Consider the following 25335-nt stretch of genomic DNA (forward strand, 5'->3'; position numbering starts at 1 on the left):
ACTATCGACGATTTGTCGACCGGCGTTACTCCGCTAACGCGCTGTTCAGGTCCCGCCACAGGTCGTCAGGGTCCTCCAGGCCGACGCTGAACCGGATCAGCCCCGCCGGCACGCGTTCCTCGCCCGGGAGCCACGCCCGCCGTTCGACCAGGCTTTCCACGCCGCCGAGGCTCGTCGCCGGGACGATCAGCCGGACCGACTCGCAGAACCGGTCGGCCGCCTCGGCGTCGGCCAGCTCGAAGGAGACCATCATCCCGAAACCCGGGTAGCGCACCCGCCGCACCGCGGGGTGCTCGCCGAGGCGTGCCGCGAGCAGCGCGGCGGTGCGGGACTGCTCGGCCAGCCGGACCGGCATGGTCCGCAGGCCCCGCAGCGCGAGCCAGGCTTCGAGCGCGCCCGGCGTCGAGCCGACGCGGGTCCGCGCGCCCTGCAGCTCGGCGGCGACGGCCGGGTCCTTGGCGACGGTGATGCCCAGCAGCAGGTCGCTGTGCCCGCCGATCAGCTTGGTCCCGCTGTGCACGACGACGTCGGCACCCAGCTCCAGGGGCCGCTGCTGCAACGGCGTCGCGAAGGTGTTGTCGACGACGACCCGGCCGCGCGCGGCGGCGGCGATCGTCTCGATGTCCATGACGTCGAGGGTCGGGTTGGTCGGCGACTCGAGCCAGACCAGGTCGGACGTCGCGGCTTCGGCGACCCAAGCCGCGGTGTCGGCCGGCTCGAGCTCGGTGACGGCGAGCTTGCCGAGCTTCTGCGCGTGGGCGAGCACCCCGCGCGTCACGGCGTAGCTGAACGTCGGCACGACGACCCGCGACCCGACCGGCAGCAGGTCCAGCACCGCGGACAGCGTCGCGACGCCGGACGCGAACGCCGTCGCGTGGCCGCCTTCCAGTGCACCGACGGCCTCTTCCAGCGCGTGCCAGGTCGGCGTCCCGTCGCCGCGCGCGTACACGAAGTCACCACCGGCCCGGTAGGTGCTGGTGGCGACGAGCGGGGTGTTCAGCGGTTCGCCGGGGCCGTGCGGCCGGCCGGCGGCGATGGCCTTGGTGCGGGGCGTCCAGTCGTCCATGCGGTTCACGGTAACCGCAGGTCATGCGCCGGTCACTGTGACGAAGACGGCCGGCTCGTCCCCGCGTCCAGGGGCGAGCCGGCCTGGCTCCTTCAGTGCGCGTACACCTCGAACTCGTACAGCGAGTACCCGTACTTCGTGCCGCGCTGGACGCCCTGCAGCTTCACGAACCGGGCCTGCGCCGGCGCGAAGGACACGTTGTCCTGTCCGCCGTTGCCGTCCGTGACGACCGCCGCGTCCGTCCAGTTCACCGCATCCGGCGAGGTCTGGATCCGGTAGCTCTTGCCGTACGCGGATTCCCAGCTCAACGCCACCCGCGAGACCTGCTGCACCGAACCGAGGTCGACGGTGATCGCCTGGTCGTCGCTCCAGTCGCTGGCCCAGCGGGTCGAAGCGTTGCCGTCGATCGCGTTCGACGCCGGGGAGTTGTAGAAGCCGGACTCGGCGCTCGTGGCGCTGACCGTCTTCCCCGGCGCGAGGTTCGCGACGTTGTCCCCGCGGTGGGCCGTGTACTCGACGACCTGCTGGAACGTCGGGCGGTTCTGCCAGCTGATCTTGTCCTGCGTGATGCCGCCGAGCGGGTTGTGCACGATCGTGTCGGCGCACCACTGGTCACCGGCCGAACAGCTCGCGTCACCGGGGTAGACGGTGTTCGCGGGCTGGCCGGCGGCGGTGGTCAGCGAGTCGACGAGCGCCTGGCGGCACGTCGTGACGTTCCCGCCGCCGCAGAACGTCTGGCCGAGCGGGCCGGCCACCGGCTGGCCGAGCACCTGCCGGATGTCCTTGCTGACGTAACCCCACCAGCCGAACTGGAACGACGAGCCCTTGTGCGGCTGGCCGGTGTGCTGCCCGTTGCCGTTCTGCCAGCCGGACGGGCTTTCGTTGATGCCCAGCACGCCCGTCATCGCGTTGTAGATGTCGTCGCCCATGCCCGGCTTGAACTCGGCCTGGACCAGCAGCGGCCACCAGGCGTCGAAGATGCGGATCGCGTCGGCGTCCGCGTACGCCTTGCTGCCCGGCGAAGTCTCCTTGCGCAGGTGGCCGTTCGAGAGCCACGTCTTGAGCTTCGCCTCGGCGTCCGCGGCCGCCCCGGTGGTCGGCGTCTTGTCGAGCACCTGCAGCAGCAGCGGCAGGACGCGCTCGGCCCGCAGGTCGGCGAGCGCGGCGTCCTCCATCGCCTGGGTCAGGTTGACCCGGGTGACCTTGGTACCGCTGGAAATCAGCTGCTTCACGCGCGAGTCGAGCAGGTCGACGCGGTGCACGGCCGACTTGTCCGCGCCCGCGGCCGCGTAGCCGTTGGCCTGCGCGTTGTTCCAGCTGACGTAGTAGTCCTGGTTGATCGACTGCGGGTGCTGCGACGCCGGCGTGTAGGTCGCGACGTTCCCGGCCGGGTTCCAGCCGATCCAGTCGTGGCCCTGGTCGCCCCACACCGGCATGTTCGGGTCCACATCGGACTGCCGCGCGGGGTTGCTGCCGGAGTTGAAGTAGGCGATGTCCTTGGAGTCGGCGTAGAACCAGTTGAACGTGTAGTTGATGTCGGCCGCGGCCTTCTGGAAGTCGGCCGCGGACTTGACGAAGCCCGGGTCGTTCAGCTCCTGGAAGCCGATCAGCGAGTCGACCTCGTGGAAGTACGACGAGCGCAGGGCCGCGTACGCCACCGGCTTGCCGCCGACGGTCGCCCGGCTCTGCACCGGACCGTACTTCGTCCGGTAGCTGCGCAACGTGTACGAGCCCGCCGCGGTCCCGTCGGCCACGGTCGGCTTCCAGGCGTTCTTGACCTCGACGGTGTCCATCGGGATGCACTGGCCTTGCCAGGTGTAGTAGTTCGAGTCCTTCGTCGGCGCCTTGCCGCTCGGGTCGCACAGCGTCAGCGCGTAGGTGTCGATGATGTCCTGCGCCGACGTCGTCGCGCTCCACGAGTAGTCCTGACCGCGGCCGAGGAGCGTGTACAAGCTCAGCCCCGCGAAGGCCGCACCGCGCGAGCTGATGCCCGGGCCCTGCAGCTCCTGCAACAGCAGCAGCTGCGGCGCGAAGTAGCCGGTCTGCGGGCCGAACACCGCGACCGGGTGGCCGCTGGCGGTCTTCGCGCCGGAGACGAGCAGCGCGTTGGACATGCCGTGCTTCTCGCTCAGCATGTTGCCCGGCAGCACGCCGTTGTCGAACATCCCGCGGGCGGGTTCCTGGTCGGCGGGCGCGGGGACGTCCACAGTGGACGGCGTCGCGGTCGCGGCCGAGCCGGTCTTGTCGAACACCAGCTGCTGCCCGGTCACCGAGCCCTTGTCCGGCAGGGCGCGCCCGGCCGCGTTGGCCGGCGTCTTGCCGTACGGGAAGGTCTGGCCGTCGTGCAGTGTCTTGACGGCTTCGGGGTCGTCCTCCGCGCGCAGGCTCTGCCACACCTTCTCGCCCTGCACGACGCCGTACTTCTCCTGCATCGCGAGCTTCGCGATGGCGTTCTGCACCTCACCGCCGCCGCCCGCGCCGAACTCGGCGCCGACCAGCGAGGCCAGCGCGACGAGGTCGGTCAGCTTGAACGGGTCGATCGTCCCGGCGTTGGTGATCGCGTCGACGTGCCCGGTCAGCACGTACTCGCCCGGGAAGTACCGGCCGCTGTGGGAGTCGTTGATGTACTTGTTGATGCCGTCGACGTAGGCCTGCGCGTCGGCGAGGCCCTGCGCGCCCCGCGGGCCGTTGGCCGCGACGCGGTCGATCTGCTGCTGCAGCTCGGCCTCGGTGTACGGCGCGTTCGAGAAGAACTGCTGCTCGAGCTCGCGGTTCGCCTCGGCGCCGCCGGCGAACGGGGTCACCTGGCCGCGGGCGGCGTGGCGCAGCACGTCCATCAGCCACAGCCGGTCCTGCGCGGCGGCGTACCCGGCGCCGAACTCGGTGCCGGCGCGGGTGGTCCCGGTGATGTGCGGGACGCCGAGTGCCTTGTCCCGGACGATCGTGACGTCCGAACGCGGCTTCGTCGTGCTCGCGACCTGGTCGGGCGCGACGCCGAACGAAGCGTCGTTGAAGTACTGGCTGATCGTGCTGGTGGTCAGCGACTTGTAGCCGCCCGCCAGCGACGCGTACTTGCCGAGCTGGTCGGCCGCGTGGTCGGGCCGGGTGCCGAGCACCTTGTGCGCCAGGATTTCGGCCAGGGTGGCGCTGCCCTGTTCGCCGGGCGGCAGGATGTCGCTGCACTGCCCGCCGCAGTAGTCGTCGGGCGACGCGGCCGCCTGTGCGGCCGGAGCGGTGACGGCGACCTGGGTGAGACCGGCCACGAGGGCCCCCAGTGCCGTCAAGGTCAGGGCGCGGATGCCACGTCGCATGCCGGGCTCCCCTCAGTCAGAAGAGTGACGAAGCGCACGCTACCGAGCAGTAGCCGAAGTGTGAAGACTTTTCGCGTTTTTCAGCCCTTGGACGTAGTCCGTTCGGCGCAGCCTCGCGCGCGTGGGTACGGTGAGTGCCATGACCTTGGAAAAGCCCCAGATCGACCGCCCCGAGGGCAACCCTCCGGCCGACCTCGAGATCACCGACATCACGGTCGGTGACGGCGCGGAGGCCACGCCCGGCAAGGCCGTCACCGTGCACTACGTCGGCGTCTCGCACTCGACCGGCGAGGAGTTCGACGCGTCCTGGAACCGCGGCGAGCCGCTGCGGTTCGGCCTCGGCGCGGGCCAGGTCATCTCCGGCTGGGACAAGGGCGTCGAGGGCATGAAGATCGGCGGCCGCCGCAAGCTCGTCATCCCGCCGCACCTCGCTTACGGCGACCGCGGCGCGGGCGGCGTCATCAAGCCGGGCGAGACCCTCGTCTTCGTCGTCGACCTGGTCGGCGTCAACTGACTTCCCGGCGGTGGCGGGGATTCCCGCCACCGCCTTTTCGTTCTTCGCTACCCTCGCCCCCGTCGCCGGCCCTCGAAGCCGGCCCTGATCCGGGGGTTTTCCCATGCGCACTCGCGCTTTGCTGTCCGCGACGTTCTTCGCGCTGGCCGCGGCGGTGGTCACCGCGGCACCGGCTTCGGCGGTGGCCAACGGCTCCGACGTCCCGCAGGGGACGTTCAAGTTCGCCGCGAAGCTGACCATGACGGACATCCCGAAACCCGATGGCACCAAGTACAACAGCGCCTGTTCGGGTTCCCTGATCGCCAAGAAGTGGATCATCACGGCCGGCCACTGCTTCCACGACGCGGCCCGCAACCCGGTGTCCGGCCCGGTGCCGTACCCGACATCCGTGCTGCTGGGCACGACGACCGTGGACAAGCCGGGCGTCACCCGCAACGTCGTGACGGTGTACCAGTCGCCGAGCAACGACATCGCGATCGCCGAACTCGACAAGCCGGTCTTCGGCATCGAGCCGCTGTCGATCAACCACCGGACGCCGGCGATCGACCAGCAGGTCACGCTGGCCGGCTGGGGCAGCCTCACTTCCGTCGACCCGACGCCGGGTACGAAGCTCCAGCAGGGACAGATGAAGGTCGCGACCGTCGACCCGCAGTACGTGGGTGTGAAGGGCTTCGCCCCGACGTCCACGACGAGCGCGTGCACGTACGACTCGGGCGCGCCGTACTTCGTCCCGTCGGGCAAGAGCGGCGGCCGCCTGGTGTCCATCGAGAGCGACGGCCCGGACTGCCCCCACGACCAGGCGGAGACCACGGCCCGCGTGGACGTCGTCGCGGACTGGATCGCTTCGCACTTGGGCTGAACGGCGTATTTTCCCGCAGCGCGACGTCACTACTCTCGGAAGTGATCACCGGCCCTCGACCGCTGGTGCGTGACAAGGGGGATCCACCGATGCGCGTTCGCGCTGTGTTTTCCGCTGCCCTTTTGACAATGGCCGCCGGGCTCGCCACCGCGGGCCCGGCGTCGGCCGTGGCCAACGGCTCCGACGTCCCGGCGGGGACGTTCCAGTTCGCCGCCAAGCTGACGATGACGAACATCCCGAAGCCCGACGGCACGAAGTACAACAGCGCGTGCTCCGGCGCGCTGATCGCGGCGAAGTGGATCATCACCGCGGGCCACTGCTTCCACGACGCCAACCGCAACCGCGTCTCCGGGCCGGTGCCGTACCCGACTTCGGTGCTGCTCGGCACGGTCAACCAGGGCACGCCCGGCGTGACGCGCAACGTCGTCACCGTCTACCAGGCGAGCGTCAACGACATCGCGATCGCGACACTCGACGCGGACGTCACCGGTATCACGCCGCTGACGGTCAACCGGGTCACGCCGGCGGTCGGGCAGTTGCTGACCCTCGCCGGCTGGGGCAGTCTCACCGCCACCAACCCCACGCCGTCGACGAAGCTGCAGCAGGGGACCGTGAAGGTCGGCCAGATCGCCGCCTCCACGCTCGGTGTCCAGGGCGTCGCGCCGACGTCGACCACCAGCGCCTGCGTGTACGACTCAGGAGCGCCGTACTTCGTCGCCGGCGGGTCCGGCGGGCAGTTGGTGTCCGTCGAGTCGACCGGGCCCGACTGCCCGCACAACCAGCTCGAGACCGCCTCGCGCGTGGACGTCGTCGCGGACTGGATCGCTTCGCACGTCGGCTGACCGCCGTCCGGGCGTCACCCGGTGGGTTATCGGGTGACGCCCGGCCAGGGAATTCCGCGGGGAGCGCCGCGGCCCTAACGTCGAACGTCGATCACCGACTCGACGAAGGGGAAGAATGCGCCTGCGCGCCCTGCTCGCCGCTGCTGTCCTGACCATCACCACCGCCCCGGCCGCCTTGGCCGCGCCCGGGGTCGCCCACGGCTCGGACGTCCCGCCGGGGCAGTTCGGGTTCGTCACGAAGCTCGCCATGACGAAGATCCCGCGCCCGGACGGCTCGACCTACGGCAGCTATTGCACCGGCACCCTGATCGCACCCGCCTGGGTCCTGACCACCGGCCACTGCTTCCACGACGCGAACCGCAACCGCGTCTCGGGCAAGGTCCCGTACCCGACCACGGCGACCCTGGGCCTGGTCGACGAGGCGACGGAGTCCGGCATCGCCCGCAAGGTGACCGAGGTGGTCCAGGCCAAGGAGAACGACGTGGCCCTGGCCAAGCTCGACTCCCCGGTGACCACCGTCGCGCCCCTGAAGGTGAACCGCACGGCGCCGAAGGTCGGGCAGCAGCTGACCCTGGCCGGCTGGGGCAGCCTGACGGGCACGGACCCCAAGCCGGCCTCCCGCCTGCAGCAGGGCACGGTGGCCGTCGCGAAGGTGGAACCGACCACCCTGGGCGTCCGCGGCGCGGCTCCCGAGATCACGACGAGCGCGTGCACGTACGACTCGGGAGCCCCGTACTTCACGGGGACCGAACTCGTCGCCCTCGAAGCCACCGGCCCGGGCTGCCCCCACGCGGGCATCGAAACGACGAGCCGGGCGGACGTCGTGGCGGCCTGGATCACCAAAACGACGGCTTGATACACCCCGCACTCCGCCGTGAGCGAACACCACGCAGAGCCAAACGGGTGATATTCCCCACCTGACCAGAAGAAGTTTTCCCGCTCGCGGCACACGAAAAAGGGCCCCGGCAACCAGCCGGGGCCCTTTCGCTGTGGGCGAGGAGGGAGTTGAACCCTCACGTCCTTTCGGACACACGGACCTGAACCGTGCGCGTCTGCCATTCCGCCACTCGCCCGAGCGCTTCACTGCGACAGCGAGGAGAAGACTAGCAGGTCGTTTGAACCGGTTTCACCGGGGGCCGTGTCGAGGCTCGCTCACCCGGATAGGATCGATAGCGGAAGCACACGTGTGAGGAGGTTTTCCCCGGTGAGCCGCGTCGAGCGTTTTGACAGACGCCTCGAGAACCTGGTGGGGAACACTTTCGCGCGCATGTTCGGTGGCAACGTCGTCACGCAGGAAGTGGCGATCGCCCTGGAGCGGGAGAGTGAGGAGAACGTTCGTGAGCTGGCAGGCGGTCGGCAGCTCGCCCCCAATCACTACATCGTGTCCCTGGGGGCGGCTGACCACGAGCGCATGGCCGGTGACGAGCAACGGGTCACCCAGGTACTGGCCAAGGCGGTGGCGGAACACCTCGCCGCCGAAGGCCTGGACACCTATGGTGACGTCGTCGTATCACTCGAGCGCAACGAGGCGCTGCATACTGGACAGTTCAAGACCCGTTCGTCCGTCGATCCCGACGCCCGCCCCTCAGGCGCCGGTTCACCGCGGTCGGCACGACCCAGCAACGCAGGAGACCCAGCAATGAGCCAGCCCCCCGGCTACGGCCAATACGACCAGGGTGACCCGTACGGCCAGCAGGGCCAGTACGGCTACGGACAGCAGGGTGGCCAGCAGCCCGGGTACGACCAGGGTTACGGCCAGCAGCAGGGCGGCTACGACCAGTACGGCCAGCCACAGCAGGGTGGCGCCTACGACCAGGGTTACGCCCAGCAGCAGGCTGGCTACGACCAGGGTGGGTACGCCCAGCCCCAGCAGGGCGGTGGCTACGACCAGGGCGGCTACGCGCAGCCCCAGGGCGGCGGCTACGACCAAGGCGGGTACGCCCAGCCCCAGCAAGGTGGCTACGAGCAGGGTGGCTACCAGCAGCCGGGCTACGACCAGTACGGCGGCCAGCAGCAGGGTGGCTACGACCAGTACGGCGGCCAGCAGCAGGGTGGCTACGACCAGTACGGGCAGCAGGCGTACGCCCAGCCGGGCGCCGACCCGTACGCCCAGCAGCAGGGTGGGTACGCCCCGCCCGCGGCCGGCCGCCAGCTCGCGGCGAGCCTGCAGCTGGACGACGGCTCGAACCGGACGTACTCGCTCAAGCAGGGCGGGAACGTCGTGGGCCGGGGCCAGGACGCGGACTTCCGCCTGCCGGACACCGGCGTCTCGCGCCGGCACCTGGAGATCACCTGGGACGGCCAGAGCGCGACGCTCGCCGACATCGGCTCGACCAACGGCACGACCGTGAACGGCACTCCGGTCCAGACCTGGCAGCTCGCGGACGGCGACGTCATCCGGGTGGGGCACTCCTCGCTCGTGTTCCGTACGCAGGGCTGACTGGGAGCACGGAATACTGTTCCCGCAGAATTGACGTGCGGGGGGACCGCGGCGTACCCGCGTCGCGGCTGCACGGACGAGTCGGGAGCGGACACACCAAGTGCCAGAGCTGGTCGTACAACTCACCAGGGTGGGCTTCCTCGTGCTGCTCTGGCTCTTCGTGTTCGCCGCGCTCAGAGTCGTCCGCTCGGACCTCTACGCGGCGTCGGGTATGCGCGTCCAGGTGCCGACCTTCGGGCGCAAGAAAGAGAAGAAGCCGCGCAACAGCAAGTCGCCGCAGCAGCTGCTGGTGACCCACGGCGCGCTGGCCGGAACCCGCATCGCGCTCGACGGGCGGCCGATCCTGATCGGCCGTGCCGACGACTCCACGCTGGTGCTCGACGACGACTACGCGTCGACCCGGCACGCCCGGATCGCCCAGCGCGGTGAGGACTGGTACGTGGAAGATCTGGGCTCGACGAACGGGACGTATCTGGACCGGGCTAAGGTCACTGCACCCCTCCGGGTCCCGCTCGGAGTCCCCATCCGGATCGGCAAGACGGTGATCGAGCTTCGCCCATGACTCTCGTCCTCCGCTACGCAGCCCGCAGCGACCGGGGCCTGGTGCGTTCGAGCAACCAGGACTCCGTGTACGCCGGCCCTCGCCTGCTCGCGCTCGCCGACGGTATGGGTGGCCACGCGGCGGGTGAGGTGGCCAGCAAGGTCGTCATCGCCTCGCTCGCGCCGCTCGACGACGACGAACCCCGCGACGACCTGCTCGCCCAGCTGCGCGAGGCGGTGGCGAACGGCAACGCCGCGATCGCCGAGCTCGTCTCGCAGGACCCGGACCTGGACGGCATGGGCACGACGTTGACCGCTGTGCTGTTCGCCGGCACCCGGCTGGGGCTGGTGCACGTCGGCGACTCGCGCGCTTACCTCCTGCGAGGCGGTCAGTTCGCGCAGATCACGCGCGACGACAGCTTCGTCAACGAACTGCTCGAACAGGGCCGGATCACGCCCGAAGAGGCGGCGGTGCACCCGCAGCGGTCGCTGCTGCTGAAGGCGCTCACCGGGCACGAGGTCGAGCCGAGCCTGACCGTGCGCGAAGCCCGCTCCGGCGACCGGTACCTGATCTGCTCGGACGGCCTGTCCGGCATGGTCAGCGACGAGACGCTGACCGAGGCCGTGCAGATCCCGGACCCGCAGCAGTGCGCGGACCGGATGATCGAACTGGCGCTCAAGGGCGGCGGCACCGACAACGTCACGGTGATCATCGCCGACGTCGTCGACGTCGACTTCGGCGAGGACGCCCCCATCGTGGGCGGCGCCGCCGGGGACGGCAGCGACGAGCTGCACCAGGGCGACTCGCCCGCGGCGCGGGCCAGGGCACTGACGCAGCCGGCGCCGCAGCCGCGTCCCGAGCTGCCGCAGCCGAGCGTGGACCCGAAGGCCAAGCGCCGGAAGCGGTTCCGCTGGCTCGCCGGTGCGCTGGTGGTCCTCATCGTGCTCGCCGCGGCCGCCATCGCGACCCGGTACTTCGTCCTGAGTCAGTACTATGTCGGCGAAGGTGCGGACCAGGAGGTCGTGATCTACCGCGGCGTTCCCGGCAGCATCCTCGGCATCGACCTGCACACCTACGAGCAGGGCTCGTGCCCGCCCAACCAGGTGTGCACGGACAAGCTGCGCGTCGACCAGCTCCAGGAGGACGCGCGGCTGGCGGTGCAGAACGGCGTCAAGAAGGACAGCCTCGACGACGCGCGGAAGTACATCGACGACTTCCTGCAGCTGCACAAGCGCTTGAACAACTGCGCGCCGCCGGGCGGTCAGCCGTCCACGACGCCGACCCCCACGGTCTCGCCGACGCCCACCACGTCGGCCCCGGCCGGCTCCACTGCTCCGTCGTCGGCGAACCAGCCAGCGGGGAGGGACTGCTCGACGCCGAGTTCGACGGCACCGACGACGGGAGGCGGTAACTGATGAGCCAGCCCGCCGCGCGCACCGCCGAGCCGCTCGCCGCGCAGTTCCAGACGAACCCGCCGCGCGAGGTCCCGACCCGCCGCAACACCGAGCTGGTGCTGCTGGGGTTCGCCGCGTTCATCGTCACCATCGCCCTGGTGCTGGTGGAGGCGAACCAGGAGCAGCAGCTCACCTGGTCGATCGTCTGGCTCGGCCTCGCCTACCTCGCGATCTTCGCCGCGGCGCACCTGGCGGTGCGCAAATGGGCGCCGTACGCGGACCCGGTGCTGCTCCCCTGCGTCGCGCTGCTGAACGGCATCGGCCTGGTGATGATCCACCGGATCGACCTGGCGCTGGCGGAACGGGCCACGCAGAACGGCAAGGACTACACCCCCGCCGTCACCGCGCAGGTGCTGTTCACGGTCATCTCCCTGGCGTTCTTCGTCGCGGTGCTGATCTTCGTGAACGACCACCGCACGCTGACCCGCTACGGCTACACCGCGGGCCTGGTCGGCATCGTGGCGCTGGCCCTGCCGGCGCTGCTGCCGTCGAGCCTGTCCGAGGTCAACGGCGCCAAGGTCTGGCTGAAGCTGCCGGGGTTCTCGATCCAGCCGGGCGAGTTCGCGAAGATCCTGCTGATGATCTTCTTCGCCTCGTTCCTGGTGTCGAAGCGCGACCTGTTCATGGTGGCGGGCAAGAAGTTCCTCGGCGTCGAACTGCCGCGCGCCCGTGACCTGGGCCCGATCCTCATCGCCGCGGTCGCCTGCATCGGCATCCTGGTGTTCGAGAAGGACCTCGGCACGTCGCTGCTGTTCTTCAGCGTCATCCTGATGATGCTGTACGTGGCGACCGAACGGATCATCTGGGTCGTCCTCGGCCTCAGCTTCTTCGTCGGCGGCTGCCTGATCGCCTACAACCTCTTCACGCACGTCCAGCAGCGCGTCGCCAACTGGCTGGACCCGCTGGCCACCTACGACAAGCTCGGCGGCGGCTACCAGATCGCGCAGGGCCTGTTCGGGCTCGGCACCGGCGGCATCGGGGGCACCGGGCTCGGCGCCGGGCGCCCGGACATGGTCCCGGAGGCCAACACCGACTTCATCACCGCCGCGATCGGCGAAGAGCTTGGCTTCATCGGCCTCGCCGCCGTCCTGATGCTGTACCTGCTGGTCGCGATGCGCGGCATGCGGAGCGCGCTCGCGGTGCGGGACACGTTCGGCAAGCTGCTCGGCGGCGGGCTGGCGTTCACCATGGTCATGCAGATCTTCGTCGTCGTCGGCGGGGTCACGAAACTCATCCCGGAGACCGGTATCACCGCCCCCTTCCTGTCGAAGGGTGGTTCGTCGCTGCTGGCGAACTACATCCTCGTCGCGTTGCTGCTCCGGATCTCCGACGCCGCCCGGCGGCCGGCGGCCCGCCCGAAGCCGCAGGCCCAGCCCCAGGCGCCGATCGCCGAGGCCCACACCGTGCTCGTGCAGCGCCCGCCGGCGGACGGAGGCGCCCAGGCATGAACACCCCGCTGCGCAAGGTCGGCATGGCGATGCTCGTCATGGTCGTCCTGCTGCTGGCGAACGCCACCTACATCCAGGTGGTGAAGGCCGACGACTACCGCACCGACTCGCGCAACGCGCGGGTCCTCTACGACGAGTTCGCCCGCCGCCGCGGCCAGATCGTCTCGCAGGCGAACGGCGAAGTGCTGGCGAAGGTCGACCCGTCGAACGACAAGTACAAGTACACCCGCTCCTACGTCGACGGGCCGATGTACGCCCCGGTGACCGGCTACTACTCGATCAACTACGGCTCCGGCGGGCTCGAGCGCTCCGAAGACGACGTCCTCAACGGCTCGGACCCGCGGCTGTTCGTGCGCCGGCTGTCGGACATGGTCACCGGCCGCGACCCCAGCGGCGGCAACGTCCGGCTGACCATCGACCCGGCCGTGCAGAAGGCGGCGTACGACCTGATGACGCAGAAGAACTACACCGGCGCGGTCGTCGCGATGGAGCCCAAGACCGGCCGGATCCTGGCGATGGTGTCGACGCCGTCGTACGACCCGAACAAGCTGGCGTCGCACACGTCGAAGGCGCAGACCGACGCGTGGAACTCCTACGTCAAGGACGACAAGAACCCGATGCTGAACCGGGCGATCTCGGAGACCTACCCGCCGGGCTCGACGTTCAAGCTGGTCACCGCGTCCGCCGTGCTCGAAGACGGCAAGGGCCCGGACACCCCGGTCAACCCGGCGCCGAACACGAAGCTGCCCGGCACGAGCGTCACGCTGGAGAACTACGCCGGCGAGCCGTGCCCGGGGACCACGTTCAAGGACGCGCTCGCGCACTCCTGCAACGTGCCGTTCGCGGAGTTCGCCGGCCAGCTCGGCGCGGACAAGATGAAGAAGACGGCAGCGAACTTCGGCATCGGGCAGACCGACCTGACCGTGCCGATGAAGGTCGCGCCGTCCACGGTCGGCCCGCTCGACTCCCAGGGCGCGCTCTACCAGAGCGGCATCGGCCAGCGCGACGTCCGGCTGACCCCGCTGCAGGACTGCCTCCTCGCGGCCACCGTGGCCAACGGCGGGATGGCGATGAAGCCACAGCTGGTGCAGTCGGTACTGGCGCCGGACCTGTCGACCATCGAGGACTACAGTCCCACCGAGCTCACCGGCACGGCGGCACTCTCGTCGTCGAACGCCGCGATCCTCAAGGACATGATGATCGCTTCCGAGGGCTTCACCAAGGGCGGCGGCAAGCGCCCGGACATCCAGATCGCGTCGAAGACCGGCACGGCCGAGCACGGCACGGACTCCAAGAACACCGCCCCGCACGCCTGGTACACCGCCTTCGCCCCGGCGAACGACCCGCAGATCGCGGTCGCCGTCATCGTCGAAGACGGCGGCAACCGCGGGCTCGCGGCCACCGGCGGCTCGGTCGCCGCGGAGATCGGCCGCGCCGCGATCAACGCCAAGCTCGGGGGTGGATAGCGCATGCTGTCCTCCGGTCAGCTGCTGGCCGACCGCTACAAGCTGACGAGCCGGATCGCCGTCGGCGGGATGGGCGAGGTCTGGCAGGCCAGTGACACCCGGCTGGACCGGACCGTTGCCGTCAAGATCCTCAAGGCCGAACTCTCCGGCGATGCCGAGTTCCTCCACCGCTTCCGCACCGAAGCGCGGATGACAGCGTCCCTGAACCACCCCGGCATCGCCGCGGTGCACGACTACGGCGAGACCATCTTCGACGGTGACCTGCCGATCGCGTACCTCGTGATGGAGCTCGTCGACGGCGACCCGCTGGCCGGGCTGCTGGCCAAGCACGGCCGGCTGTCGGCGGAGTTCACGCTCGACATGCTCGAGCAGGCGGGCAACGCGCTGCAGGCCGCGCACGAACAGGGCCTGGTCCACCGGGACGTCAAGCCGGGCAACATCCTGGTGACGTCGGCGGGCCAGGTGAAGATCACCGACTTCGGCGTGGCGAAGGCGGCCGACGCCGCCCCGGTCACGCGCTCCGGCATGGTCATGGGCACCGCGCACTACATCGCGCCGGAGCAGGCGCTCGGGCACCCGGCCGAGCCGGCGTCCGACGTCTACTCGCTCGCGGTGTGCGGTTACGAGTGCCTCGCCGGGCACCGGCCGTTCCTGTCCGAAAACGCGGTGACGGTCGCGATGATGCACATCCGCGACATCGCTCCGCCGCTGCCGCCGGACGTCCCGCCCGCCGCGCGCGCGGTGATCGACGCGACGCTGGTGAAGGACCCGCGGCAGCGCTACAACAGCGGCGGCGAGTTCGCGGCCGCCGTCGCCGCGGTCCGCGCCGGGATGCCGCTGCCGACGCCGCGCGGGCTGGTCAACGCCTCGTACGCGACGGGCCAGCAGCCGGTGGTGCAGCAACCGCAGCAGCAGCAGCAGCCGGTGCAGCAACCGGTGCCGCAGCAGCAGGTCCCGCCGCAGCAGCAGCACATGCCGGTCGGCCCGCCGTCGCCGGCGGTGAACCCGATGGTCGCCATCGGCCCGCCGTCCCGGCCCGTGCTGCGTCCGGTCATGGCGCCGGTGCACCGGAAGAAGTCCCAGTGGGGCTGGTGGGCGCTCCTCGCGGCCATCCTGCTCGTTGTCCTGGTGGCGGCCATCGTCCTGGTGGCGAAGATGATCGGCAGCTCGGGCTCGCCACCGCACACCAGCCAGACGAGCCAGGTGGTCCCGGGCAGACAGCCGCCCGCGGGAGAACCGCCCGCATCGGGCGCGTTACCGGCGGACTCTCCCGGCACGACCGACGATGGCCAGCAAGGCATCCTGACCACACCTTGGACGGAATGGAACGGCACCCAGAGATGAGCACACCCAGACTGCTCTCCAACCGGTACGAGCTGGGCGAAACGCTCGGCTACGGAGGCATGTCCGAGGTCCATCACGGCCACGACGTGCGCCTCGGCCGGGAAGTCGCGATCAAGATCCTCCGTGCCGATCTCGCCAGGGATCCGCAGTTCCTGGAGCGCTTCCGCCGCGAAGCGCAGAACGCCGCCGCCCTGAACCACCCGGCGATCGTCGCGGTCTACGACACGGGCGAAGCGAACGCCGAGTTCGGCCCGCTGCCGTACATCGTCATGGAGTACGTCGAAGGCCGGACGCTGCGCGACATCGTCAAGACCGAAGGCCCGATGTCGCAGAAGCGCGCCATGGAGGTCATGGCCGACGTCTGCGCGGCGCTCGACTTCTCCCACCGTCACGGCATCGTGCACCGCGACGTCAAGCCGGCCAACGTGATGATCACGAAGAACGGCGCGGTCAAGGTGATGGACTTCGGCATCGCGCGCGCGATGCACGACGGCCAGTCCGCGATGACCCAGACCGCCGCGGTGATCGGCACGGCGCAGTACCTGTCGCCGGAGCAGGCCCGCGGTGAGTCGGTCGACGCCCGTTCGGACGTCTACGCCGCCGGGTGCGTGCTGTACGAACTGATCACCGGTGAGCCGCCGTTCACCGGCGACTCCCCGGTCGCAGTCGCCTACCAGCACGTCCGTGAGGATCCGAGCCCGCCGTCGTCGGTGAACCCGGCGGTGGCGCCGGAGCTGGACGCGGTCGTGCTGAAGGCGCTGGCCAAGGGCCCGGCGAACCGCTACCAGTCGGCGGCGGAGATGCGCTCGGACCTGGTGCGCACGCTCTCGGGCCAGCGCCCGGCGGCGCCGATGGTGATGTCCGAGGACGAGCGCACGCAGGTGATGAACACCGACCGGCGCCAGCCGCAGCGTTACGAGGAGTACGACGCCCCGGACGACGAGGACCCGAAGGCCAAGCGCCGGCGCCGGACCATCCTGGCCGTGCTGGGCGCGCTGTTCGTGCTCGGCGCGGTGCTGCTGATCATGTGGCTGTCGAACGCGTTCAAGAGCAACGACGAAGCGACCACCGTAGCCATCCCCGACGTCAAGGGGCAGTCGGAGCTGGCGGCCAAGAACACCTTGCGCGAGAAGGGCTTGAACAACTTCGCGCCGAACAAGACGGTGCCTTGCGGCGTTCCCGACGCGAGCGGCAACGTGCCCTGCACGAACGACCAGGTCAACCAGGTCATCGACATCACCCCCGGCGTGGGCACACCGGTCGCCAAGGAAGCGCAGATCACGCTCACCATCGGCCAGGCGCCGGGCAAGGCGAAGGTGCCGGACCTCAAGGATCTCACCCCCGGGGAGGCGGAAGCGAAGCTCAAGGAAGCCGGGCTGACGCTGAACCCGTCGGTGCAGGAAGTCGACGTCGACGACTCGAACGACGCCGGGAAGGTCGTCAACCAGACTCCCCAGGCCGGCAACGAGGTCCAGCAGGGCACGAGCGTGTCCATCTCCATCGGCAAGGGCAAGCAGCTCAAGCAGGTCCCGAACCTCATCGGCAAGACCTTCTCCGAGGCCAGCTCCACCCTCACCGGCATGGGCTTCACCGTGAAGCGGGTGGAGCAGCAGTCCGACCAGCCGAAGGAACAGGTCATCCAGCAGACCCCGAACGGCGGCCAGGTGACGGCGGGCAGCCAGATCACCTTGACCGTCTCCACGGGTCAGCCGGAAAACACCAAGATCGAGATGCCGTCCCTGGTCGGCATGACGGTCGACGAGGCTCAGCAGAAGCTGCAGAGCATGGGCTGGACCGAAACCCTGAAGGAGCAGTCCGACCGGACGAGCAACAAGCCCGAGGGCCAGATTACGAGGCAGAGCGTCTCGCCGGGTACGCAGATCGACAAGGACCAGAAGATCACGGTTTCGGTGTCGGAGGGCCCGTTGTTCCCGACGTCTCCCTCCAGCGGTCCCTGATCCCCATTCACGAAGAAGGCCCGCACGGTTCGCCGTGCGGGCCTTCTTCGTCGTTCAGGCTTTGTCGAGAAATCCTTGGACGGCGCCGAGAACTTGCTCGGCGTCGCTCGCGGGACCGCAGTCGAGCTCCAGTTCTTCGGCCGCGCCGGAGCGCTTGACCTTCAAGGAGACGCGGCCTTCCCGGTAGCGCGGCAGCCAGGCGAACAGCGAACGGCAGAAGACCCCGGCGGAGTTGCTGGTCACGCCGACCACGACGGCGTCGAACAACTGGACGCGGCCGCGCAGCTCGTCCTCGCCCCGCAGCCAGGCGGCGAGGTCTTGGAGCTCGCCGTCGGAGTCCGGTCCGGTGATCGCGACGATCCCAGCCGTCACCCGTTCTCCCTTCGCCCAGAACCGAAGGACCCGAACCTTAGCCGGGTTCGAGTACCCGCCGGTACCCTGCCGCGGAAATTGAAGATTGCAAATTGCACTCAGGAACGGCGCTGCACGAGCCGAGCCACGACGAGGAAGCTCGCGGCCAGCACCACCGCCGACGTCATCACGGCCAGGACGAGCGGTCCGCCGACCGGTTCCTCGTCGGTCAGGGCGTGCAGCAGCGGGTGGACCAGCGGGATCTTCGCCAGCAGCACGACGATCGTCGTGACGACGGCGGCGAGCACCGTCCAGCCGACCCGCTGCACGAGCAGCCGCGAGCACGGCAGCGCGATCGCGATGCCCAGCAGCGCGCACGCGAGGTGGGCAAGCAGCCCGATGCCCAGCGCCGCCGGCTGGAACTTGACCGACTTGAGGGCCGACCACGTCTCGGTGATCACGGTGAGGATCGCGGAGCACGCCAGCACGGTGAGGATCGCCCCGGTGATCATCCGCCGCCACTGCCGCGCGTGGCTGAGGGTGACCAGCCGCTGCACCGGATCCTCGATGTCGAGCAGCGCGATCGTCAGCCAGCACGACACGACGAGCAGGCCGCCGGCGCTCACGCCGAACAGCGGCAGCGGCGGCGAATGCGGGTCGGCGTAGAGGATCACGCACAGCGCGAGGTAAGCCAGCAGCGCCGGCAGGTACCGCTGCGAATGGCCGAGCAGCGCCAGGTAGTAGCGGGTCAGGGCGAGCACGGTGCCACCTCCCGCACCGACCAGCCGTCCTTCAACGCCCGCAGCAGAATGGCGTCCACCGAAGCGACCTCGACCGTGAGCACGACTTGGGGGCCTTCCGCGACCGCGTGGCGCACGCCGGGCTCGTCCACCCACCCGGTGCCGTGGCCGCGCAGCACAATCCGCGTCGTCGGCTCGGTGCTCTCCGCCGTGAGCCGGCCGTCGTTCATGAGGTGGACGACGTCGGCGTGGTCGTGCACCACCTGCGGCCGGTGGTCGGTGAACACGACGCTCGCGCCCCGCGCCCGCGTCTCGGCGACGACCTCGCCGAGGATCGCGTGCGTCCCGACGTCGAGCCCGGACCACGGCTCGTCGAGGATCAGCAGGTCCGGCCGCACCATGACGGCCTGCGCGAGCCCGACCTTCTGCGCGTTGCCCTTGGACAGCGTGCGCAGCGGCGCCGTCGGGCCGCCGACCAGCGCGAGCCGCTCGAGCAGCGGGTCGATCACCGAAAGGTCGGCGAACCCGCGGATGCGCGCCATGTGCCGCAGGTACGCCCGCGCGCCCATGCGCTGACCGGCCGGGAAGCGGTCCGGCAGGTAGCCGATCCGCGGGGTGCCGGTGAGGGTGCCGGTGGTCGGGTGCGAGACGCCGGCCATGATCCGCAGCAGCGTCGACTTGCCGGAGCCGTTGCTGCCGAGGACGCCGACGACGTGCCCGGGCTCGACGCTCAGGTCGACGTCGTGGAGGACGAAGTCACCGCGCCCGTACCGCTTGCCGACTCCCTCGAGCCGGATCACGCAACAGCGGCCTTCTGAAGCGCCTTGGTCGCCCGCTCGAGCTCCTCGACGCGGGCCGGGTCGACGGGATGACCGGCCGCGGCCAGCCAGTTCGCCAGCATCCGGTGGCCGCCCTCGGTGAGCACCGACTCGGGGTGGAACTGGACGCCTTCCAGCGGCAGCTCGCGGTGGCGCATGCCCATCACGATGCCGGTCTCGGTGCGGCCGGTGACCTCGAAGACGTCGGCCGGGATGGTGTCGGGCACCACGGTCAAGGAGTGGTACCGGGTGGCCGTGAACTCCTCGGGCAGGTCCTTGAGGACGCCCGTGCCCTCGTGCCGGACCTGGCTCGTCTTGCCGTGGAGCAGCTCGGGCGCGCGGTCCACGGTCGCGCCGTAGACGACGCCGAGCGCTTGGTGGCCGAGGCAGACGCCGAGCATCGGCGTGCGGGTCTCGGCGCACTTGCGGATGACGTCCATGCTCTGACCAGCGCGTTCGGGAGTTCCCGGGCCCGGCGAGACGAGCACGGCGTCGAACTCGGGAACGCGGTCGAGGTCCACGACGTCGTTGCGCCAGACCGTGCAGTCGGCGCCGAGCTGGGCCAGGTACTGGACCAGGTTGTAGACGAAGCTGTCGTAGTTGTCGACGACGAGAACGCGCATGTGCCGAGCCTACCGGCTCCCAGCTAGTGGACCGTACCGTAAATCACATTTTAGGTTAGGGCAACCTAACCTACCGTGGAACGAGTGAGCCGATCTCTTCGCGTAGCCGTCGTGGGCGCTGGTCCCGCGGGCATTTACGCCGCCGACATCCTGGACAAGTCTGACGTGTCGGGCGGAGTCGTGGTCGACCTCTTCGAACGGATGCCCGCGCCCTTTGGGTTGATCCGCTACGGCGTCGCGCCCGACCACCCGCGGATCAAGGGCATCGTGACGGCGCTGCACAAGGTGCTGGACAAGCCGAACATCCGCCTGCTGGGCAACATCGACTACGGCTCCGACATCAAGCTCGACGAGCTGCGCGAGTTCTACGACGCGGTGATCTTCTCGACCGGCGCGTCCGCCGACCGCGAGCTCGACATCCCGGGCATCGACCTGGACGGCAGCCACGGCGCCGCGGACTTCGTGTCCTGGTACGACGGCCACCCGGACGTGCCGCGCACCTGGCCGCTCGACGCGTCTTCGGTCGCGGTCCTCGGCGTCGGCAACGTGGCGCTGGACGTCGCACGCATCCTGGCGAAGACGGCCGACGAGCTGCTGACCACCGACATCCCGGACAACGTCTACCAGGGCCTGAAGGCCAGCCCGATCACCGACGTGCACGTGTTCGGCCGCCGCGGCCCGGCCCAGGCGAAGTTCACGCCGCTGGAGCTGCGCGAGCTGGACCACTCGCCGAACGTCGAGGTCATCGTGTCCCCGGAGGACATCGAGTTCGACGACGGCAGCATCGCGGCGCTGCGGGCGTCGAAGCAGATCGACATGGTCGTGAAGACGCTGCAGGAGTGGGCGATCCGCGAGCCGGGCTCGCGCCCGAAACGGCTGCACCTGCACTTCTTCCACTCGCCCACGGAAGTCCTGGGCACGGACGGCCGGGTTTCCGGCCTGCGCACGGAACGGACCGAACTGACCGGCGACGGGAACGTGCGCGGCACCGGCGAGTTCCACGACTGGGACGTCCAGGCGGTGTACCGCGCGGTGGGCTACCTGTCGTCGCACCTGCCGGAGCTCCCGTTCGACCACGTCCACGGCGTGGTCCCGAACCAGGCGGGCCGCGTGCTGGATCTCGACGAGAACCAGCTCCCGGGTGTGTACGTCACGGGCTGGATCAAGCGCGGACCGGTGGGCCTGATCGGCCACACGAAGGGCGACGCGGCGGAGACGATCGCGAACCTGCTGTCGGACGCGGAAACGCTGGCCGCCCCGAAGTACGCGTCCCCGGACGCGATCCTGGAGTTCCTGGCGGCGCGCGGGATCCCGTTCACGACCTGGGAAGGCTGGGGCAAGCTCGACGCGCACGAGAAGTCGCTGGGCCTGGCCGCGGGCCGTGAGCGGATCAAGGTCGTGGAGCGCGAAGAGATGACCCGGGTTTCGCGCGGCTAAACGGCACCGAGGTACGCGAGGACGGCCAGCACACGGCGGTTCGTGTCATCCGAAGCCGAGATGCCGAGCTTCTGGAAGATGTTCGCTGTGTGCTTGCCGACCGCGCCTTCGCTGAAGTGCAGCCGTCCGGCGATCGCCGCGTTGGAGCAGCCCTCCGCCATCAAGCCGAGGACCTCGCGTTCGCGCGGGGTCAGGGCGGCGAGGGGGTCGGACGCGTTGCCGGACAGGAGTTTCGCGATCACTTCGGGGTCCATCACCGTGCCGCCGGCCGCGACCCGGCGGACCGCGTCGATGAACTGGTCCGCGTTGAAGACCCGGTCCTTCAGCAGGTAACCGATCGCGCCGGTGCCGTCGGCGAGGAGTTCGCGGGCGTACAGCTGCTCGACGTGCTGGGACAGCACGAGGATCGGCAGGCCCGGGAATTCGCGCCGGGCCGCCAACGACACCTGCAGGCCTTCGTCCGTGTTCGTCGGGGGCATGCGAACGTCCACAACGGACACATCGGGCCGGTGCTCCCGCAGTGCTGCGGCCAGTTCGGGACCGCTGCCGACCGCCGCGACGACATCGAAACCGTGTGCTGCCAGGAGATGCGTCAGGCCGTCTCGGAGGAGGTACTGGTCCTCGGCGACGACTGTTCTGGGTCGCCCCCCTTGGGGGCTCCGGGTGGCAGAGCCCCCGGCCCGGGGCGAAGCCCCGGATGTATCAGGCACGGAATCTCCACGGTCGCCCTCGTCGGCCCGCCGATCGGGCTGGTCAGCGTCAACCTACCGTCGAAGCCGCCCAGCCGACGCTCGATTCCGCGGAGTCCCGAGCCCCGCGCCGGGTTCGCGCCGCCCTTGCCGTCGTCGGTCACGACGACCGTCAGCTGGTCGTCGGCGAAGCCGACGTCGATCGACACCCGCCCCGCGCCGTGCTTGGCCGCGTTGCCCAGCAGTTCCGACACCGCGAAGTACGTGCACGCCTCCACCGGCTCCTCGATGCGTCCCGGCAGCGAGCCCGTGACCTGCGCCTTCAGCGGGCTGTCCAAAGCCAGCGCGCGCACGGCGTCCAGCAGCCCGCGCTCGGACAGCACCGGCGGGTGGATGCCGCGGATCAGGACCCGCAGCTCGGTGAGCGCTTCCGACGACGCCGCGCGCAGCTCGGCCGCGAGCCGCTTCGCCGCCGCCGGATCGGTGTCCACGAGCGCCTCGACCGCGCCGAGCTTCATCCCCATCGCGACCAGCCGCGACTGGATGCCGTCGTGCAGGTCGCGTTCGATCCGCCGCAGCTCCGCCGCCTGCGTCACGGTGACGTCGCTGCGGGTCTGCTTGAGCCGTTCGACGCGCTGGGCGAGCCGGGTCGCGTCCGTCGGCCCGAGCCAAACCCGCGCGAACCGCGCCTGCTGCCGGGCCAGCCACGTCGTCGGTGCCAGACCGGCCGCCAGCGCGGCGAGGCACAGCGGGGTTTGCGCGAGCGCGCCGAGGTGCGTCGACACCTCCGGCAGGAAGAGCCACTGGACCGGCGACGTCACGAAGGGCCGCCACACCCACAGCATCGCCAAGCCGATCGATCCCCAGCTGAGCAGCGCGGCCGTGGGCAGGGTCAACACCAGCGACACCAGCGGGACCAGGCCGCCGGCGGCGAGGTCGCGCCAGGTGGCCCGGTCGCGCAGGACCCATCGCCGTCGAGCGTGCTGGACCGGCCAGAACGGCTCCTCGTACAACCGCTTGCCGACCTGGAACAGCCCGTCCGGGCGGGGCACCGGGAGACCGGGCGGCGGGAGGTACGGGCGCGGGATCCGCACGCCGGTCCAGTTCCCGGCCTCACGCCGCAGCGTGTCCGTGATGGTCCGGCTCCCCAGCACGACCGGTGCCGCCACGGGTGCAGCGACGATGATGACGGCCAGCTGCCACACCGAGAAAACCAGGTGCACCACGGAAAGCGCGAGGATGCCGGCCTGGTGGCCGAGTGATTCGAGGTGCCGGTGCAGCCAGTTCTCGCGGTGTTCGACGACCGGGCGGGGGCCGAGCCACCAGCGCGTCCACCGGCCGTAGCCGCGCAGCACCACCGGCCCGCCGAGCAGCACAGCGATCGGCAGCAGCAGCGTGACCAGCGGGTTCAGCAGCTGCCAGGTGAACTCCCGGCCGGCCGCCGGGTCCTCCAGCGCCCACGTGAGCCGGTGCTGCCAGCGGACCCAGAACGCCCGCTTGTAGAGCTGGTTGCCGTCGCGGTACCAGCCGTCGCGTTCCCGCACCGGTTCCGGCGGCTCGGGCTGGTACGGCGGTTCGATCGCGACGCCGCACCAGCGCGCGGCCAGCGCCCGGGCCGTCGACGAGCGACCCCGCGTCCATTCGACCGCCGGGCCGAGGAAGAAGACCAGGCCGACGCACAGCACGGCGAACGCGATCAGCTCGACGAGCACGTCGAACCAGCTGAGCAACGAGAACGCGGCCAGCGCGCAGGCCCGCCCGAGGGCACGCAGGTACGTCATCCGGCACCTCCTTCCCCGCAGATCTTCGCCGGACCACCCCGGTCCACGCACTGCCCCAAACTCCCCGACCGGGGTGGGCCCAGCCCCACCCCGGCTTCAGCAAAACCCTACTTGAGCTGGGGATTCAGCGGCATTCTGCGCGGCGCCGAACCTTCGTAGCTTCATGACCATGCCCCTCATCGAAGTCACCGACCTCCGCAAGAGCTACGGCTCCCGGGTCGCGGTCGACGGCGTTTCCTTCACCGTCGAGCGCGGCGAAATCTTCGGCATCCTCGGCACGAACGGCGCCGGGAAGACCACGACCGTCGAATGCCTGCAGGGCCTTCGCCAGGCCGACAGCGGCGAGCTCTCCGTGCTCGGCCTCGACCCCGCGGCCGACCGCGCCGCGCTGACCCGTCGCGTCGGCGTCCAGCTGCAGGAAAGCCGGCTGCCCGCGAAGCTGCGGGTGCGTGAGGCGCTGGAGCTGTTCGCGTCCTTCTACCCGGACCCGGCCGACGTCGACGTCCTGCTCGACCAGGTCGACCTGCGAGACCACGCCCGCGCGTACTTCGGAAAGCTTTCCGGCGGTCAGAAGCAGCGTGTGTCGATCGCGCTGGCGCTGGTCGGCAACCCGGAACTGGCCATCCTCGACGAGCTGACCACCGGGCTCGACCCGCACGCCCGCCGTGAGACGTGGCGGCTGGTCGAAGGCGTGCGCGCCACCGGCGTCACCGTCCTGCTGGTCACCCACTTCATGGACGAGGCCGAGCGGCTCTGCGACCGCGTCGCGGTCTTCGACGCCGGGCGCGTGGTCGCCACCGGCACGCCCGCCGAGCTCCGCGCCGCGGCCGGAGCCTCCACTTTGGACGACGCGTTCGTCTCGCTCACGAGGAGCACGCTGTGAACACCTTCGCCAAGATCACCGCCACCGAAACGAAGCTCTTCCTCCGCACGCCGTTCATGGGTGTCGCGGGCATCCTGCTGCCGGCCGCGGTGCTGCTGGCGGTCGGCGCCATCCCGGGCATGACGGAGCCCAGCTCGGCCGCCGGTGGGTACCGGTTCATCGACGCGTGGGTGCCGTCGGTGATCGTCCTCAGCCTCGCGATGCTGGCGCTGCAGTCGATCCCGGGCGCCGTCGCGACCTACCGCGAGCAGGGCGTGCTGCGCCGGCTCGCCACGACCCCGGTGCACCCGGCGAACCTGCTGGGCGCACAGCTGCTGATCCACGTCGCCGTCGCGCTGGCGGGCATCGGCCTGACACTGGGCGTGGCCCACGCGGCCTACGACGTCCCGATGCCGAAGCATCCCCTGTTATTCCTGGTGACACTGCTGCTGGGCACGGTCTCGATGTTCTCGTTCGGCCTGCTGGCGGCGGCGGTCGCCCGGACGGCGAAGGCCGCCGGCGGCTTCGCGATGATCGCGTTCCTGCCCACGATGTTCTTCGGCGGCGTCTACCTGCCACGGGCGTTGCTGCCGGAGGTCCTCCAACGGATCGGCGACTACCTCCCGCCGGGCACCCAGGCCTTGCAGGACGCCTGGGTGGGCGCCGGCGTGCAGCCGCCGCAGCTGGTCGTGCTCGCCGGGTTCGCGGTGCTCGGAACGGCGCTGGCGGCGAAGCTCTTCCGCTGGGAGTGACCCCGCCTTCCGCCATATTGGTGATGATCATCGTTTTCT

General features: G+C 70.1%; 22 protein-coding genes and 1 tRNA gene. 14 read left to right on the forward strand and 9 right to left on the reverse strand.

Translation table 11 applies throughout. From position 1 onward, the window contains the following. Nucleotides 1–25: 25 nt before the first annotated feature. A complete protein-coding gene (locus AB0M83_RS18280; RefSeq protein ID WP_364518415.1) occupies nucleotides 26–1066 on the reverse strand; it encodes a PLP-dependent transferase in 1041 nt (346 codons plus the stop codon). Nucleotides 1067–1158: 92 nt separating this feature from the next. Then, nucleotides 1159–4377: a penicillin acylase family protein gene (locus AB0M83_RS18285; RefSeq protein WP_364518417.1), complete on the reverse strand. Its 3219-nt coding sequence runs from the start codon at nucleotides 4375–4377 to the stop codon at nucleotides 1159–1161. Nucleotides 4378–4516: 139 nt separating this feature from the next. Here AB0M83_RS18285 and AB0M83_RS18290 point away from each other — a divergent pair, with 139 nt between their 5' ends. From AB0M83_RS18290 to AB0M83_RS18305, 4 genes are all read left to right on the forward strand, one after another. Further along, nucleotides 4517–4891, forward strand: a complete 375-nt coding sequence (locus AB0M83_RS18290) for an FKBP-type peptidyl-prolyl cis-trans isomerase (RefSeq protein ID WP_364518419.1) — start codon at nucleotides 4517–4519, stop codon at nucleotides 4889–4891. Between the two features lie 103 nt (nucleotides 4892–4994). Beyond that, nucleotides 4995–5750: a trypsin-like serine protease gene (locus AB0M83_RS18295; protein ID WP_364518421.1), complete on the forward strand. Its 756-nt coding sequence runs from the start codon at nucleotides 4995–4997 to the stop codon at nucleotides 5748–5750. A gap of 89 nt (nucleotides 5751–5839) precedes the next feature. Beyond that, entirely contained in the window at nucleotides 5840–6592 is a 753-nt protein-coding gene (locus tag AB0M83_RS18300; RefSeq protein ID WP_364518423.1) for a trypsin-like serine protease, read from the forward strand. Between the two features lie 115 nt (nucleotides 6593–6707). Further along, nucleotides 6708–7448, forward strand: a complete 741-nt coding sequence (locus AB0M83_RS18305; RefSeq protein WP_364518425.1) for a trypsin-like serine protease — start codon at nucleotides 6708–6710, stop codon at nucleotides 7446–7448. A gap of 134 nt (nucleotides 7449–7582) precedes the next feature. On the opposite strand, the gene AB0M83_RS18310 is transcribed toward AB0M83_RS18305, so the two are convergent. Then, nucleotides 7583–7665: transfer RNA gene (locus tag AB0M83_RS18310), tRNA-Leu, on the reverse strand. Nucleotides 7666–7796: 131 nt separating this feature from the next. On the opposite strand from AB0M83_RS18310, the gene AB0M83_RS18315 reads away from it, so the two are divergent. From AB0M83_RS18315 to pknB, 7 genes are all read left to right on the forward strand, one after another. Continuing rightward, nucleotides 7797–9032: a DUF3662 and FHA domain-containing protein gene (locus tag AB0M83_RS18315; protein WP_364518427.1), complete on the forward strand. Its 1236-nt coding sequence runs from the start codon at nucleotides 7797–7799 to the stop codon at nucleotides 9030–9032. Nucleotides 9033–9132: 100 nt separating this feature from the next. Continuing rightward, on the forward strand, nucleotides 9133–9594 hold the full coding sequence (locus tag AB0M83_RS18320; protein ID WP_003079002.1) for an FHA domain-containing protein: 462 nt from the start codon (nucleotides 9133–9135) through the stop codon (nucleotides 9592–9594). Continuing rightward, entirely contained in the window at nucleotides 9591–10988 is a 1398-nt protein-coding gene (locus AB0M83_RS18325) for a PP2C family serine/threonine-protein phosphatase (RefSeq protein WP_364518428.1), read from the forward strand. Before AB0M83_RS18320 ends, AB0M83_RS18325 begins: the two co-directional genes overlap by 4 nt. After that, a complete protein-coding gene (locus tag AB0M83_RS18330) occupies nucleotides 10988–12475 on the forward strand; it encodes an FtsW/RodA/SpoVE family cell cycle protein (RefSeq protein ID WP_364518431.1) in 1488 nt (495 codons plus the stop codon). Before AB0M83_RS18325 ends, AB0M83_RS18330 begins: the two co-directional genes overlap by 1 nt. Next, nucleotides 12472–13941, forward strand: a complete 1470-nt coding sequence (locus tag AB0M83_RS18335; protein WP_364518433.1) for a penicillin-binding protein 2 — start codon at nucleotides 12472–12474, stop codon at nucleotides 13939–13941. Before AB0M83_RS18330 ends, AB0M83_RS18335 begins: the two co-directional genes overlap by 4 nt. A gap of 3 nt (nucleotides 13942–13944) precedes the next feature. Next, nucleotides 13945–15285 (forward strand): serine/threonine-protein kinase, encoded by a 1341-nt coding sequence (locus AB0M83_RS18340; protein ID WP_364518435.1) that lies wholly within the window; start codon nucleotides 13945–13947, stop codon nucleotides 15283–15285. After that, nucleotides 15282–17243 (forward strand): Stk1 family PASTA domain-containing Ser/Thr kinase, encoded by a 1962-nt coding sequence (gene pknB, locus AB0M83_RS18345; RefSeq protein WP_364518437.1) that lies wholly within the window; start codon nucleotides 15282–15284, stop codon nucleotides 17241–17243. Before AB0M83_RS18340 ends, pknB begins: the two co-directional genes overlap by 4 nt. Nucleotides 17244–17297: 54 nt before the next feature. Here the strand turns inward: pknB and AB0M83_RS18350 are convergent, their stop codons facing one another. The 4 genes from AB0M83_RS18350 to AB0M83_RS18365 all read right to left on the reverse strand — a co-directional run bounded on the left by AB0M83_RS18350 (nucleotide 17298) and on the right by AB0M83_RS18365 (nucleotide 19775). Continuing rightward, the gene (locus AB0M83_RS18350) at nucleotides 17298–17615 is read right to left on the reverse strand and encodes a hypothetical protein (RefSeq protein ID WP_364518439.1); all 318 of its coding nucleotides are present in this window, start codon (nucleotides 17613–17615) and stop codon (nucleotides 17298–17300) included. 98 nt (nucleotides 17616–17713) lie between these two features. After that, nucleotides 17714–18355, reverse strand: a complete 642-nt coding sequence (locus tag AB0M83_RS18355; protein ID WP_364518441.1) for a hypothetical protein — start codon at nucleotides 18353–18355, stop codon at nucleotides 17714–17716. After that, nucleotides 18343–19134 (reverse strand): ABC transporter ATP-binding protein, encoded by a 792-nt coding sequence (locus tag AB0M83_RS18360; RefSeq protein ID WP_364518443.1) that lies wholly within the window; start codon nucleotides 19132–19134, stop codon nucleotides 18343–18345. The genes AB0M83_RS18355 and AB0M83_RS18360 overlap by 13 nt, the downstream gene beginning before the upstream one ends. Further along, entirely contained in the window at nucleotides 19131–19775 is a 645-nt protein-coding gene (locus AB0M83_RS18365; protein ID WP_364518445.1) for an aminodeoxychorismate/anthranilate synthase component II, read from the reverse strand. The genes AB0M83_RS18360 and AB0M83_RS18365 overlap by 4 nt, the downstream gene beginning before the upstream one ends. A gap of 111 nt (nucleotides 19776–19886) precedes the next feature. On the opposite strand from AB0M83_RS18365, the gene AB0M83_RS18370 reads away from it, so the two are divergent. After that, the gene (locus AB0M83_RS18370; protein WP_364518550.1) at nucleotides 19887–21212 is read left to right on the forward strand and encodes a pyridine nucleotide-disulfide oxidoreductase; all 1326 of its coding nucleotides are present in this window, start codon (nucleotides 19887–19889) and stop codon (nucleotides 21210–21212) included. On the opposite strand, the gene AB0M83_RS18375 is transcribed toward AB0M83_RS18370, so the two are convergent. Both AB0M83_RS18375 and AB0M83_RS18380 read right to left on the reverse strand, forming a co-directional pair. Beyond that, the gene (locus AB0M83_RS18375) at nucleotides 21209–21808 is read right to left on the reverse strand and encodes a response regulator transcription factor (protein ID WP_364518552.1); all 600 of its coding nucleotides are present in this window, start codon (nucleotides 21806–21808) and stop codon (nucleotides 21209–21211) included. The two genes, AB0M83_RS18370 and AB0M83_RS18375, sit on opposite strands and share 4 nt — an antisense overlap. Continuing rightward, entirely contained in the window at nucleotides 21805–23682 is a 1878-nt protein-coding gene (locus AB0M83_RS18380; RefSeq protein ID WP_364518447.1) for a histidine kinase, read from the reverse strand. The genes AB0M83_RS18375 and AB0M83_RS18380 overlap by 4 nt, the downstream gene beginning before the upstream one ends. Before the next feature lie 169 nt (nucleotides 23683–23851). On the opposite strand from AB0M83_RS18380, the gene AB0M83_RS18385 reads away from it, so the two are divergent. Both AB0M83_RS18385 and AB0M83_RS18390 read left to right on the forward strand, forming a co-directional pair. Further along, nucleotides 23852–24565 carry an ABC transporter ATP-binding protein gene (locus AB0M83_RS18385; protein ID WP_364518449.1) on the forward strand — a complete coding sequence of 238 codons (714 nt, stop codon included), beginning with the start codon at nucleotides 23852–23854 and terminating at the stop codon, nucleotides 24563–24565. Continuing rightward, the gene (locus AB0M83_RS18390) at nucleotides 24562–25296 is read left to right on the forward strand and encodes an ABC transporter permease (protein WP_364518451.1); all 735 of its coding nucleotides are present in this window, start codon (nucleotides 24562–24564) and stop codon (nucleotides 25294–25296) included. Before AB0M83_RS18385 ends, AB0M83_RS18390 begins: the two co-directional genes overlap by 4 nt. The last annotated feature ends 39 nt before the right edge of the window (nucleotides 25297–25335 follow it).

Origin of the sequence: Amycolatopsis sp. NPDC051106, assembly GCF_040682775.1 — a bacterium.
Classification (GTDB): Bacteria; Actinomycetota; Actinomycetes; order Mycobacteriales; family Pseudonocardiaceae; genus Amycolatopsis.

Coding starts and splice junctions, on each gene's coding strand:
- AB0M83_RS18325 (WP_364518428.1), top strand. CDS start 9,591: ATGACTCTCGTCCTCCGCTACGCAGCCCGCAGCGACCGGGGCCTGGTG.
- AB0M83_RS18365 (WP_364518445.1), bottom strand. CDS start 19,775: ATGCGCGTTCTCGTCGTCGACAACTACGACAGCTTCGTCTACAACCTG.
- AB0M83_RS18305 (WP_364518425.1), top strand. CDS start 6,708: ATGCGCCTGCGCGCCCTGCTCGCCGCTGCTGTCCTGACCATCACCACC.
- AB0M83_RS18295 (WP_364518421.1), top strand. CDS start 4,995: ATGCGCACTCGCGCTTTGCTGTCCGCGACGTTCTTCGCGCTGGCCGCG.
- AB0M83_RS18285 (WP_364518417.1), bottom strand. CDS start 4,377: ATGCGACGTGGCATCCGCGCCCTGACCTTGACGGCACTGGGGGCCCTC.
- AB0M83_RS18290 (WP_364518419.1), top strand. CDS start 4,517: ATGACCTTGGAAAAGCCCCAGATCGACCGCCCCGAGGGCAACCCTCCG.
- AB0M83_RS18385 (WP_364518449.1), top strand. CDS start 23,852: ATGCCCCTCATCGAAGTCACCGACCTCCGCAAGAGCTACGGCTCCCGG.
- AB0M83_RS18330 (WP_364518431.1), top strand. CDS start 10,988: ATGAGCCAGCCCGCCGCGCGCACCGCCGAGCCGCTCGCCGCGCAGTTC.
- AB0M83_RS18300 (WP_364518423.1), top strand. CDS start 5,840: ATGCGCGTTCGCGCTGTGTTTTCCGCTGCCCTTTTGACAATGGCCGCC.
- AB0M83_RS18335 (WP_364518433.1), top strand. CDS start 12,472: ATGAACACCCCGCTGCGCAAGGTCGGCATGGCGATGCTCGTCATGGTC.
- AB0M83_RS18340 (WP_364518435.1), top strand. CDS start 13,945: ATGCTGTCCTCCGGTCAGCTGCTGGCCGACCGCTACAAGCTGACGAGC.
- AB0M83_RS18280 (WP_364518415.1), bottom strand. CDS start 1,066: ATGGACGACTGGACGCCCCGCACCAAGGCCATCGCCGCCGGCCGGCCG.
- pknB (WP_364518437.1), top strand. CDS start 15,282: ATGAGCACACCCAGACTGCTCTCCAACCGGTACGAGCTGGGCGAAACG.
- AB0M83_RS18380 (WP_364518447.1), bottom strand. CDS start 23,682: ATGACGTACCTGCGTGCCCTCGGGCGGGCCTGCGCGCTGGCCGCGTTC.